9 protein-coding genes are annotated in these 12,513 nt (G+C 72.8%); 4 read left to right on the top strand and 5 right to left on the bottom strand.

Translation table 11 applies throughout. The features are described 5' to 3' along the window. Window positions 1-18 precede the first annotated feature (18 nt). A complete protein-coding gene (locus ACY34K_RS19815; RefSeq protein WP_462748845.1) occupies window positions 19-1,002 on the bottom strand; it encodes a M15 family metallopeptidase in 984 nt (327 codons plus the stop codon). 59 nt (window positions 1,003-1,061) lie between these two features. Here ACY34K_RS19815 and ACY34K_RS19810 point away from each other — a divergent pair, with 59 nt between their 5' ends. Beyond that, the gene (locus ACY34K_RS19810; RefSeq protein ID WP_462748843.1) at window positions 1,062-1,562 is read left to right on the top strand and encodes an NUDIX domain-containing protein; all 501 of its coding nucleotides are present in this window, start codon (window positions 1,062-1,064) and stop codon (window positions 1,560-1,562) included. A gap of 163 nt (window positions 1,563-1,725) precedes the next feature. On the opposite strand, the gene ACY34K_RS19805 is transcribed toward ACY34K_RS19810, so the two are convergent. Beyond that, window positions 1,726-4,080, bottom strand: a complete 2,355-nt coding sequence (locus ACY34K_RS19805; protein WP_462748840.1) for a glycoside hydrolase family 31 protein — start codon at window positions 4,078-4,080, stop codon at window positions 1,726-1,728. A gap of 213 nt (window positions 4,081-4,293) precedes the next feature. On the opposite strand from ACY34K_RS19805, the gene ACY34K_RS19800 reads away from it, so the two are divergent. Beyond that, complete coding sequence (locus ACY34K_RS19800) at window positions 4,294-6,288, top strand: acetoacetate--CoA ligase (protein ID WP_462748838.1); 1,995 nt, start codon at window positions 4,294-4,296, stop codon at window positions 6,286-6,288. On the opposite strand, the gene ACY34K_RS19795 is transcribed toward ACY34K_RS19800, so the two are convergent. Further along, complete coding sequence (locus ACY34K_RS19795; protein WP_462748836.1) at window positions 6,289-7,611, bottom strand: aminotransferase class I/II-fold pyridoxal phosphate-dependent enzyme; 1,323 nt, start codon at window positions 7,609-7,611, stop codon at window positions 6,289-6,291. It lies immediately after the preceding gene. A gap of 46 nt (window positions 7,612-7,657) precedes the next feature. On the opposite strand from ACY34K_RS19795, the gene ACY34K_RS19790 reads away from it, so the two are divergent. Both ACY34K_RS19790 and ACY34K_RS19785 read left to right on the top strand, forming a co-directional pair. Further along, window positions 7,658-8,932 (top strand): MFS transporter, encoded by a 1,275-nt coding sequence (locus ACY34K_RS19790; protein WP_462748833.1) that lies wholly within the window; start codon window positions 7,658-7,660, stop codon window positions 8,930-8,932. A 13-nt stretch (window positions 8,933-8,945) separates the two neighbouring features. Then, window positions 8,946-9,839 (top strand): hypothetical protein, encoded by an 894-nt coding sequence (locus tag ACY34K_RS19785; protein ID WP_462748831.1) that lies wholly within the window; start codon window positions 8,946-8,948, stop codon window positions 9,837-9,839. Between the two features lie 99 nt (window positions 9,840-9,938). Here ACY34K_RS19785 and ptsP read toward each other — a convergent pair whose 3' ends face one another. Beyond that, window positions 9,939-11,609, bottom strand: a complete 1,671-nt coding sequence (gene ptsP, locus ACY34K_RS19780; RefSeq protein ID WP_462748828.1) for a phosphoenolpyruvate--protein phosphotransferase — start codon at window positions 11,607-11,609, stop codon at window positions 9,939-9,941. A gap of 81 nt (window positions 11,610-11,690) precedes the next feature. Further along, window positions 11,691-12,140 (bottom strand): PTS sugar transporter subunit IIA, encoded by a 450-nt coding sequence (locus tag ACY34K_RS19775; RefSeq protein ID WP_462748826.1) that lies wholly within the window; start codon window positions 12,138-12,140, stop codon window positions 11,691-11,693. Window positions 12,141-12,513: the final 373 nt, after the last annotated feature.

The following is a 12,513-nucleotide window of genomic DNA, read 5'->3' as shown; positions in this document are numbered from 1 at the left end:
CCCCCCGCGACCCCGCCGTCAGTGACCCGCCACCGAACGCCGCGAGACGGGGAAGTCGAAGTACGTGCCGGGGAAGGGCTCCGGCTTGTACGTGAAGTGCCACCACTCCTCGGGAAGGTTCACGAAGCCCTCGGCGGCCAGCGTCCCCCTCAGCAACTCCCGGTTGGCCCGCTGGACGCCCTGGACACGAGGGTCGTCCGTGTGCGACAGGGTGTCGAAGCAGTCGAACCCCGTCCCCATGTCGACGGAGTTGTCCGGGAACCGCTCGCCCCGGGGCGCGTAGCACGGCACCAGCGTCTCGCCCGGCACATAGGGGCGCGTCGGTGGCGCGGGCAGCTTCACGATCGTCAGGTCCACCGTGGAACCCCGGCTGTGCCCGGACTTCTCCGCGATGTAACCGTCCGTGAACAACCGTGACTTGGCCACCAGCGGATAGAACTCCGCCTTCATCCGCTCGTCCCGGAGATCCTTCGCCCACCGTACGAAGTGGTCGACCGCCCTCTGCGGGCGGTAACAGTCGTACACCTTCAGCGAATGGCCCTGCCGCAGCAACCTCAGCTGCGCCCGGTGCAGCGCCTGTGCGGCGGGCCTGGTCAGGATGCACACGGGCTGGCGGTAGCCGTCCACCGGCTCGCCCACGAAGTTGTGCCGCGTGGTGTACCGCATCTCCTCAATGATCGTCGGGTCCACCGAGCGCAGTGCCACGAACTCCTCCGGAGCCCCAGGGAGTGTCGTCGAAGTGGCGTCGTCCGCCCGGAGGGCGGGGTCGACGGCGTCTGGTGCGTGCGATCGCAAGGCGGAGGAAGGAGTCACTGCGGAGCATTGGCGACTGACGACAACGCAGCGAGCGTGCGTGCAAGACGCCGCCGACCAGACGGGACTTTGACGACACGACTTGGGCCCGGGCGCCGCCCGCGCCGTGGGGACCGTCGCGGTGACCGCCAGCAGCCCGGCGGCGGCAGCGGTCAGCAGGGCACGGACAGCGGGAGCGAGTCGATTCATGCGGACCATCTATCAGTTCCGACCGGGCGGGTACAGAACGCCGGGTACAGTCCGGCTCCGTGAAGGACTCCCACTGCGGCAGCTGCGGCGCCGCGTACGCCCCCGGGGCCGGCTGGCCCCGCACGTGCCCCGGCTGCGGCGCCGTCGCCTACCGCAACCCCCTGCCGGTCGCCGTCGCCCTGCTGCCCGCGACCGACGCGGACGGCGCCGGCCTGGTCGTCATCACCCGCACCATCGAACCCCACCGCGGCGGCGTCGCCCTCCCCGGCGGGTTCATCGACCACGGCGAGGACTGGCGGGACGCGGTGGTCCGCGAACTGCGCGAGGAGACCGGCATCGAGGCCGCCGCCGGGGACGTGCGCCTCGCCGACGCGATGAGCTCGCCCGCCGGCCACCTGCTCCTCTTCGGGCTGCTCCCCGCCCGCCCCGCCGCCGACCTTCCCCCGCCGGCGCCCACCGACGAGACGGACGGCCACCACCTGCTGTGTGCTCCGGCGGACCTGGCCTTCCCGCTGCACACCGCCGCGGCACGCAGGTGGTTCGCCGGCGACTACGACTGACGCGCCCGCGGGCAGGCCGCTCAGCCGCCCACCCTCCGGCCGCGCCCGGCACTCCCGTGCCGGCGCCCGCCTGCCTACGACCGGGGCCGGCCCTCCCGTGCCGGCGCCACCGCGGCCGGGGCCGGCCCTCGTGTGCCGGCAGCCGCCGAGCCCCCACCGCCGCTCAGCCGCCCAGACCCCGCACCCGCACCCGGTCCCGCACCTCCACAGCGCCGTCCTCGGTCATGCGCTCCACCCGCACCCCGCCGGCCACCAGCCGGGTCGTGTACCGCTCGACCTCCGGACGCGCCCAGCCGTCCCCGGTGTCCCGCACCACGAGGCCGCCGCCCGTACGTCCCGCGGCCGGCGCCCACACCTCCAGTTCGTCCGCTCCGTCCGCGCCCCGCACCGGGATCAGGGCACCCGCCCGCGCGAGCACCGGGATCCGCGACATCGGCGCGTCCAGGAGCACCTGGCCCGGCCCCTCGTACGCCTGCCCCGTCACCGTGTCGTACCAGCGCCCCCGCGGCAGCCGCACCGCCCGCCGGTCCGTGCCGCGTGCCAGTACCGGCGCCACCAGCAGGGCGTCCCCCAGCAGGAAGGCGTCCTCACAGTCCCGCAGCGCCCGGTCGCCGGGCGACCCCCACCACACCGGCCGCACATAGGGCGCCCCGGTCAGGCGCGCCAGCTGGGCCAGGGTCACGAAGTACGGCAGCAGCCGCTCCCGCTCCGCCAGCGCGACCCGCGCGTACTCCAGAACCTTCGGCCCGAACTCCCACGGCTCGCGCCGCCCCGCGTCGATCGCCGCGTGCGTCCGGAACAGCGGCAACCACGCACCCAGCTGGAACCAGCGCAGGAACAGCTCCGGCGACGGGCTCCCGTCGAAACCGCCCACGTCCGGCCCGGAGTACGGCACCCCGCACAGCCCGAGCCCCAGCACCAGGGACAACGACGCGCGCAGCCCGGGCCACCCCGACGACACGTCGCCCGACCACGTCCCCCCGTACCGCTGCATCCCCACCCAGCCGGACCGCGTGAACAGGAACGGCCGCTCCTCCGGACGCAGCCTCAGCAGCCCCTCGTACCCCGCCCGCGCCATGGCGAGCCCGTACACGTTGTGCGCCTCCCGGTGGTCACCGCCGCGGCCCTCCAGCGCGTGCCGGGCCGACCGGGGCAGTGTCATGTCGCCGAACGGAGTGAACGACACCGGCTCGTTCATGTCGTGCCACACCCCGGAGAAGCCCTCCTTGAGCCGCTCCTCGTACAGGCCGCCCCACCAGGCGCGCACCGCCGGATCGGTGAAGTCCGGATACACGCAGTCGCCCGGCCACACCACCCCCCGCACCTCGTTGCCCCGGCCGTCCCGCACGAACGCCCCGGCCGCCGCCCCGCTGTCGTACACCGCGTTCCCGGGCTCCACCTTCACCGCCGGGTCGACGATCGACACCAGACGCACGCCCTCCTCGCGCAGGTCCCGCGCGAGCCCCGGCAGGTCCGGGAACCGCTCGCGATCCACCGTGAACACCCGGTGCCCGTCGTAGTGGTCGATGTCCAGGTGCAGCGCCGACAGCGGCAGCCCCCGCTCCCGGTAGCCCGCCACGACCCGCCGCACCTCCCGCTCGCTGCCGAACCCCCACCGCGCGTGCTGCGGCCCCAGCGCCCAGGACGGCGGAAGTGCCGGAGCGCCCGTGAGCGCCGCCCAGCCGCGCAGAACCCGGGCGGGCGTGCCCACCAGGACCCAGCAGCGCAGCGGGCCGCCGCTCATGCGTACCTCGCTGCCGCCCGGACGGTCGTGTCCGGATCCGGCCCCCTCCTCACCCTCCCGCAGGGTGATCCGCCCGTCCCACGTACTGTCGTGGAAGACCAGGTGCGTCCCCGCGTCGGACACCACCAGCTGTACCGGCATGGTGATGTACAGCGGGTCGTCGCCCGGGCCGAAGGCACCGCGCGGATCGGTGTTCCACAGGCGGTACGTCCCGTCCCGCAGCCGGGGGCCCGACGCCCGCCCGCCCAGACCGAAGAACCGCGCGTCGGCCGGCACCTCGGTGCGCTGCACCCACCGCGAAGGACCGCCGCCGACCGGCTCCCACCAGCGCGGCGGCAGGTCACGGCGCAGCACCAGCCCACCGGGCGTGCGCACCTCCACCGCGCCGTTCCTCGACACCGTCACCGTCACCCGCTCGGCGACGACCCGCCACCCGCCGTCCTTGTCCGGTTCCAGCTCCGCCCGCGGATCGGGCTCCGGCGGATCGCCCGCGAGCGCGTACGACGGCTCGGGCTCCGCCCCGTCCCAGCCCCAGAACACGGTCCCGCCGCTCGCGACGCACACCCGCAGCTCGGAACGGGCGAACCGGACCACCCCGCCGCCCGGCATCGGCTCCACGTCCCGCACGGGACCCGGCACCCGGGCCCGCTCCGCGCCCCGGGGGCGCAGCCCCCAGGCATCCGTACGCCGCTGCCGCCAGGCCGACCGCATCGCCCGCAGCCCCCGCACCGTGCCGAAGATCCTCACCGAACGCACCAGATCACGACCGTCCATGCCGCTCACCCTGCCACCCGTACGAGGGCGCGCGGGGTCCGTTCAACTGGCGTTCACCCGTGGTGAGAGCACATATTCAGCCGCCCGACCATGGGTGGCGAACCCTGGTGCGAATGACGATCACATGGCATCGTCCTGTCAGCCGCGTCACGCGCACACCCCGCACGTGCGCGCGACCCACGCAGACCCGCGTACAGCCAGGGAGCCGTTCCAATGACGTCAGCGACAGCGCAGTCCGAGCCGGCCGAGCCGCTCTGGCAGCCGGACCAGGACCGCATCGCCTCCGCCGCGGTCACCCGCTTCCAGGCCTGGGCGGCCGAACGCCACGGCGCCCCCGCCGAAGGGGGCTACCCGGCCCTCCACCGCTGGTCCGTCGACCACCTGGACACCTTCTGGGGGGCCGTGGCCGAGTGGTTCGACATCCGCTTCGCCACCCCCTACGAGCGGGTCCTCGGCGACCGTTCCATGCCCGGCGCCCAGTGGTTCCCCGGCGCCACGCTCAACTACGCCGAGCACGCCCTGCGAGCCGCCGACGACCGTCCCGACGAGCCCGCGCTGCTCCACGTCGACGAGACCCACGAGCCGACCCCCACCAGCTGGGCCGAGCTGCGCCGCCAGGTCGGCTCCCTCGCCGCCGAGCTGCGTGCCCTCGGCGTGCGCCCCGGCGACCGCGTCAGCGGCTATCTGCCCAACATCCCGCAGGCCGTCACCGCGCTGCTCGCCACCGCCGCCGTCGGCGCCGTGTGGACCTCCTGCGCGCCCGACTTCGGCGCCCGCAGCGTCCTCGACCGCTTCCAGCAGGTCGAGCCGGTCGTCCTGTTCACGGTCGACGGCTACCGCTACGGCGGCAAGGAGCACGACCGGCGCGACACCGTCGCCGAGCTCCGCCGCGAGCTGCCCTCCCTCCGCGCGGTCGTCCACATCCCGCTGCTGGGCACGGACGCCCCCGAGGGCACCCTGGAGTGGGCGGCGCTCACCTCCGGCGACACCGCGCCGGTCTACGAGCACGTGCCCTTCGAGCACCCCCTGTGGGTGCTGTACTCCTCCGGCACCACCGGACTGCCCAAGGCCATCGTCCAGTCCCAGGGCGGCATCCTGCTGGAGCACTTCAAGCAGCTCGGCCTGCACTGCGACCTCGGCCCCGCGGACCGGTTCTTCTGGTACACCTCGACCGGCTGGATGATGTGGAACTTCCTCGTCTCCGGCCTGCTCACCGGCACCACGGTGGTCGTCTACGACGGCAGCCCGGGGTACCCCGACACCGGCGCCCAGTGGCGCGTCGCCGAACGCACCGGCGCCACCCTGTACGGCACCTCCGCCGCGTACGTCATGGCCTGCGCGAAGGCCGGCGTCCACCCCGGCCGGGACTTCGACCTCTCCGCGATCAAGTGCGTCGCGACCACCGGCTCCCCGCTGCCGCCCGACGGCTTCCGCTGGCTGCACGACGAGGTCCGCGAGGACCTGTGGATCGCCTCCGTCAGCGGCGGCACGGACGTGTGCAGCTGCTTCGCCGGAGCCGTACCCACCCTCCCGGTGCACATCGGCGAGCTCCAGGCCGCCTGCCTCGGCACCGATCTCCAGGCGTGGGACCCGCAGGGCAAACCAGTCGTCGCCGAGGTGGGGGAGCTGGTCGTCACCAACCCCATGCCGTCCATGCCCATCCGCTTCTGGAACGACCCCGACGGCAGCCGCTACCGCGACAGCTACTTCGACATGTTCCCGGGCGTGTGGCGGCACGGCGACTGGATCACCATCACCGACCACGGCTCGGTCGTCATCCACGGCCGTTCCGACTCCACCCTCAACCGCCAGGGCGTCCGGATGGGCAGCGCCGACATCTACGAGGCCGTGGAACGCCTCCCCGAGATCCGCGAGTCCCTCGTCATCGGACTGGAGGAGCCGGACGGCGGCTACTGGATGCCGCTCTTCGTCCACCTCGCCGAGGGCGCCACCCTCGACGACGACCTCGTCGCGCGGATCAAGCGCACCATCCGTGCGGAGCTCTCCCCGCGACACGTCCCCGACGAGATCATCCAGGTGCCGGGCGTCCCGCACACCCTCACCGGCAAGCGCATCGAGGTCCCCGTCAAGCGCCTCCTGCAGGGCACCGACCTGTCCAAGGCCGTCAACCCCGGCTCCGTCGACAACCTCGACCTGCTCCGCTTCTACGAGGACCTGGCCCGCGAGCGCGCCCGCACCAGGGACTGATCAGCCGCCGTAGGTGGCCTCGGAGTCGCCCAGCGCCACGGCGAACTCCGAGGCCAGCCGCGCCGCGTCGGCCGGCTCCAGGGCCGCCGTCGTGATCCTCACGGCCGTCGGCGCGGCGATCCGGAAGCGGGCCCCCGCGGCGATCCACCAGCCGTACGAACGCAGCCCGTTCACCACCGCCGACTCGTCGCGCACCGGCACCCACACGTTCAGCCCGCTGGCCCCGTGCGCGGCGATCCCGTGCCGCGACAGCTCACCCAGCAGCGCCTCCCGCCGCTCCGTGTACGCCGCCCGGGCCCGGTCCACCAGGCGCGTCACCCGGTCGTCGGCCAGCAGCCGCGCCACCGTCTCCTGCAGCACATGACTGACCCACCCCGAGGTGAGCAGCATCCGCCCGTCGTGCCGGGCCAGGGTCTTCGCGTCGCACGCCAGCCCCGCCCACCTCAGGTCGATGCCCAGGTGCTTGGAGACCGTGCGCACCTGGGCCCAGCGCGGCAGCCCCGACGCGGCGAGGGAGTACGACGGCTCCGGTCCCGCGATGTCGGCGTTGTGATCGTCCTCGATCACCAGCACCTCCGGGAAGTCCTCCAGCACCGCCACCAGGTCGTCCCGCCGCCCGCGCGTGAAGCGCCCGCCGAAAGGACTCTGCCCGCGCGGCGAGCACACGAGCGCCCGTACGCCCGCCCGCAGCGCCCCCCGCAGCGCCTCCGGCGTCATCCCCGCGTCGTCCACGGCCACCGGCACCATCCGCAGCCCCAGGGCGGGCACCAGGTCCAGCAGGTGGTGGAAACCGGGGTCCTCCACGGCCACCGAGTCGCCCGGCTTCAGTTCCGTCGACAACAGCCGCGACACACAGTCCAGGGCGCCGTGCGCGAAGGTGACGTGCTCGACCGGCACGCCGTCGCGCGCGAACCACGCGCGCGTGAGGTCCTCCAGCGACTCCAGTCGCGGGTGCGCGCGGTGCGAGCCGGGAACCGGGCCGACCGGCGACGGCGGCCGCAACTCCGGCAGGAAGGCCGGGTCGGGATACCCGCCGGCCAGATCGCGCAGCCCTTCCGGCACTCGGGGCGGCCGCCGGGAACCGACCGACGGCGCCTGCGCCACCACGGTCCCGCCACGCCCCTTCGTCACCACGATCCCGCGCTGGCGCAGCTCCTTGTACGCCGTCGCGACCGTCCCGGGACTGACCCCCAGCTCGTCCGCCAGCCGCCGCACCGGGGGCAGCGCGGAGCCCGGCCCCACATCGCCGCCTGCCACGGCCCGTTCGACGGAAGCGGCAATTCCGCTGGCCGTCGTCCCAGTGATCGAATATTGTGCTGCCACGTAAGGAACTATGTATCAGTACATAATCGGGAGTCAAGGGGGAACGGTGAACCTGCGCCACAGCCGGGACGCACTCGCACAGCGCATACCAGGAGGGCGCAACGCCCGCCGCATGCTGCTCGTCACCTTCATCGACAAAACGGGCACCGGACTCTGGGCCACCGCCGTCGCCCTCTACTTCACCCACGTCACCGGCATGTCCATCGCCCAAGTCGGCATCCTCATCGGCGTCTCCGGCGGAATCGGCATCGCCGGCGCCCCCATCGCCGGACGCCTCGCCGACCGCTTCCCCGTCACCCGCGTCCTCGTCGCCGCCCAACTCCTGCGCGCAGCCGCCCTGCTCGCCCTCCTCACCACCCACGAATACGCGCTGCTCCTGCTCTACTCCGCCATCGGCGCACTCCCCGACCGCGCCTCCAACGTCCTCACCAAGCTCTACGCCGCCCGCGTCGCGGGCGCCCAGCGCGCCCGCTACCAGGCCATCAACCGCACCGTCTCCAACATCGGATGGTCCGTCGGCGGCCTCGGGGCGGCCGCCGCCCTCGCCCTCGGCACCACCACCGCCTACCAGGCCCTCCTCGTCGGCAACGTCCTCACCTACCTCCTCATCGCCGCCCAAACCCTCCGCTGCGCCGAACCCCCCGCCCCTTCCCGCATCGCCGCCGACTCCACCACCAGCCCCGCGGTCACCCCCACGAACCCCTGGCGCGACAGCACCTACCTCCTCTTCACCGCCACCGAAACCGCCCTCTTCCTCGACGACGCGATCCTCCAGGTCGGCATGCCGCTCTGGATCGTTCACGCCACTGAAGCACCGGTCGGCCTCGCCCCTCTCCTCCTCGTCCTCAACTCCGTGCTCGTCGTCCTCTTCCAGGTCCCCTTCTCCCGCTTCGGCGCCGCCCCCACCACCGCCCGCACCCTCCTCATCCCCCTCGCCTGCCTCTTCACCGCCGGCACCCTCGCCATGGCGGCCTCGGCCGCCGGCGGCCGCTGGACCGCCGTCGCCGCCCTGACCGCCGCCGCCACCGCCCTCACCTTCGCCGAGATCATCCACGCCACCGCCTCCTGGGAACTCTCCGTCGCCCTCGCCCCCATCCACACCCAAGGCGCCTACCTCGGCGTCCACGGCCTCGCCTCCTCCACCCAGCGCAGCGCCGGCCCCCTCCTCGTCACCGCCGTCATCACCGCCGGCCCCCTCGCCTGGCCCCTCCTCGGCGCTGCCCTCGCCGCCACCGCCGTCGCCCAGCACCGCCTGGTCCGCCGCCGCCTCCCCCCACCCCCGCTGTCAGTCCCGCCGATTACTGTGAGTGAGCATTCGTGAACAAGGGGGAACCATGGCTCACACCAGGAACGACACATCCGTGCGGCGAGCCCTGCGCCGGGAGGTATCCAGCACCGTCGGCCTCCTCGCCGACGAAGAGGACTTCGCCGCCATGCGCCGCTACCGCACCTTCACCTTCGACGACCACGCCGCCTACCTCCGCCAGGTCGAGGGACTGCTGAAAACCCTCGCGTCCCGCGGCGGCCACACCACCGTCGCCCTCTTCGACCCCGAGGACTTCGCCGCCTACTGCACCGAAACCGGCCTCGACCCGGACACCCCCGGCAGCCGCAGCCGCTTCACCGCACACATCGCCACGACAGGCGCCTCCGTCGCCTACACGGGACAGCCCATCGACCGGCTCGTCCCCCTCCTCATCAACCAAGCCGTCCGCAACGCCACATGGGGGTACGCCACCATGCTTCTCGCCGACACCGGCACCTGCGCCGACTGCGGCCAGGACATCGGACGCGCCGCCTTCGACCAGGCCTCACACCTCCTCGTACGCCTCCTGGAGAAGGCCGGCCCCGGCACCCACCACCTCGTCTGCAGCATCCCCGCCGCCGGCGAACAGCTCCTCGCCGTCCTCCATGCCGAACGCCCCGGCACCGGACCGGCCGTGCTCGACTCGACGGAGGGTGCCCAGTTCGTCACCGTCCTCGCCGTCGGCATCGCCCTCGAAACCCCCGGCGGACTCGTGCTCCGCACCAGCACACCCACCACCCCCGACAGCGTCCACGGCTGGCGCCTCGACCGGGGCCGCGTCCTGCCGCTGAGCGCCGCCGAGGTCTTCAGCGCCTACTGCACCGACGCCGACACCGGAGAACCGATCGCCCCCGAATCCAACGTCGAATACCGCGCCGGATTCGACATCCCGACCGTCGACCACCCCCACACCCACCCCTGACCCCGTCCATGAGGGACGGAAGAAAAAAGGAGGGGCCTCCCCGCCACCATCGGCGGGAAAGCCCCTCCTGCACACCACCCGGCCACCGCCGGGACCGGCTCACTCGCCGGACAGCACCGCCTGCGCGGCCAGCCTGGCCTCCTCGGCCGTGTCCGCGGCCCGGGCCGCGGCCGCGGCCCGCTCACACTGGGCCAGCGTGTACTTGGCCAGCGTCGCCCGCACGTAGGGAATCGACGCGGCACCCATCGACAGAGAGGTGACACCCAGACCCGTCAGCACACACGCCAGCAGCGGATCCGAGGCCGCCTCACCACACACGCCACAGCTCTTGCCCTCGGCCCGGGCCGCCTCCGCCGACACCGCCACCAGATCCAGCAGCGCCGGCTGCCACGGATCCTGCAGCCGCGACACCGCACCCACCTGCCGGTCGGCGGCGAAGGTGTACTGCGCGAGGTCATTCGTCCCCAACGACAGGAACTCGACCTCCTGCAGGATGGACCGCGCCCGCAGCGCGGCCGACGGGATCTCCACCATCGCCCCGAACTTCGCCCGGAGCCCCGCCTCACGACACGCGTCCGCGAACGCCTTCGCGTCCGTACGGTCCGCCACCATCGGCGCCATGACCTCGAGGTACACCGGCAGCCCCTCGGCCGCCCTCGACAGCGCGGTCAGCTGCGTCCGCAGCACCTCGGGGTGATCCAGCAGCGACCGCAGCCCCCGCACACCCAGCGCCGGATTCGGCTCGTCGGCCGGAGTCAGGAAGTCCAGCGGCTTGTCAGCACCCGCGTCCAGCACCCGCACGACCACCCGGCCCTCCGGGAAGGCCTCCAGCACCTTCCGGTACGCCTCGACCTGCTTGGCCTCCGACGGCGCCTGCTTGCTGTCGTCCAGAAACAGGAACTCCGTACGGAACAGACCGACACCCTCGGCCCCGGCCTCCACCGCCGCCGGCACATCCGCGGGCCCGCCCACATTCGCCAGCAGCGGCACCCTGTGCCCGTCCGACGTCGCGCCCGGACCCGTCGCCGCCGACAGAGCGGCCTTGCGCTCCGCCGCCGCCCGCTCCATCTCCGCCCGCTTCTCCGCGCTCGGTTCCACGAAGATCTCACCCGTGCTGCCGTCCACCGCGATCACGGTGCCCTCGGCCAGCTCACCGGCACCCGGCAACGCCACCACGGCCGGCACACCCAGCGCCCGCGCCAGGATCGCGCTGTGGCTGGTCGGCCCGCCCTCCTCGGTCACGAACCCGAGCACCAGCGCCGGATCGAGCAGCGCCGTGTCCGCGGGAGCAAGGTCCCGCGCGATCAGCACATAGGGCTCGTCACTGTCCGGCACACCCGGCATCGGTACCCCCAGCAGCCGGGCCACGATGCGGTTCCGCACATCGTCCAGGTCCGCCACCCGCCCCGCCAGATATTCCCCGGCACCGGCCAACAGCGCCCGGTACGCCGCGAACGCGTCGTACACGGCACGCTCCGCCGTGCTGCCCACGGCGACACGACGATCAACGTCGGCCATGAGCTCCGGGTCCTGCGCCATCATGGCCTGGGCCTCCAGCACATGCTGGGCCTCACCTCCGGCCAGGTTGCCGCGCGCGATCAGATCGGCCGCCACAGCCTCGACGGCCTGACGGGCACGCCCCTGTTCGCGCTCCGCCTCCTCCGCCGGGATCTGCTTGGCCGGGGGCTCCAGCACCGCCGTACCCATGTGGCGCACCTCGCCGATGGCCACACCATGGCTGACGCCGACGCCTCGCAGCGTTGTCTCCATTACACCCGTCTCCGATTGAGCGGCGGCCGGTGCCGCCACGATGAATGTCCGACCACTGCCGTCACCAGGGACGGCACTGTGTCACTGCCAGCTGAACAGCGTGTCGCTGGTCTTCACATCGCCGTCCTCGACGACGCCGGAGAGCGAGTCGGTGGTGGCCTCCAGTGCCACGACCGGACAGATCGCGGACTTGCCGGCCGCCTCGACCGCGGCGGGGTTCCAGCGGATGACCGCCTGCCCGCGGCTCACGGTGTCCCCCTTGTTCACGAGCAGCTCGAAGCCCTCACCGTTGAGCTGGACCGTGTCGATACCGAGGTGCGTCAGCACCCCGTGGCCCTCGGCGTCCACCACGACGTAGGCGTGGGGGTGCAGGGAGACGACGATGCCGTCCACGGGGGAGACGGCCTCGGAGACCTCACGCTCGGGGTCGATGGCGGTACCCGGGCCGACCATGGCCCCGGAGAAGACGGGGTCGGGGACAGCGGCGAGTCCGATGGCGCGTCCAGCGAGGGGCGACGTCACGGTGGTCATGGGGAGCCTCCCAGGGGGCGGAGAGTCTGTGTCGCCGTCACTGCCTGTCCCGGACGGCGTACTGTTGAGCAGCGTATGTCATAGGAAGTCCGAGTTCCGCCGGACTGTTACCAGTTGGCGCGGATACGGACCACCGGAAACGATTTGCCTCGACTGGTGCGTGCGAGTAGGGTCGTACCCCTGCCAAGCCACGACGCCACAAGGCGACGGAGGTCGGCAGAGCCGATCCAGCCGAGATACTACTGGTCTACACCACTGGTCTACACCTCTGTCCAGCGACAGGTGGGGTGGGGGTGGTCAGAAGCCCGGGAAAAGGCTGATAGAGTCGGCACCGCCGGAAAGGGAAACGCGAAAGCGAAGAACGGCCCGGCAG

It is taken from the genome of Streptomyces sp. STAM6 (assembly GCF_054963715.1).
Note: the sequence above shows the minus strand (reverse complement) of the source record. Positions and strands in the feature narration are given on the sequence as shown.

Bases quoted from the DNA above. Each gene is read 5' to 3' on its own strand.
- ACY34K_RS19775 (WP_462748826.1), bottom strand. From the start codon at position 12,140: ATGACCACCGTGACGTCGCCCCTCGCTGGACGCGCCATCGGACTCGCC.
- ACY34K_RS19800 (WP_462748838.1), top strand. From the start codon at position 4,294: ATGACGTCAGCGACAGCGCAGTCCGAGCCGGCCGAGCCGCTCTGGCAG.
- ptsP (WP_462748828.1), bottom strand. From the start codon at position 11,609: ATGGAGACAACGCTGCGAGGCGTCGGCGTCAGCCATGGTGTGGCCATC.
- ACY34K_RS19785 (WP_462748831.1), top strand. From the start codon at position 8,946: ATGGCTCACACCAGGAACGACACATCCGTGCGGCGAGCCCTGCGCCGG.
- ACY34K_RS19815 (WP_462748845.1), bottom strand. From the start codon at position 1,002: ATGAATCGACTCGCTCCCGCTGTCCGTGCCCTGCTGACCGCTGCCGCC.
- ACY34K_RS19805 (WP_462748840.1), bottom strand. From the start codon at position 4,080: ATGGACGGTCGTGATCTGGTGCGTTCGGTGAGGATCTTCGGCACGGTG.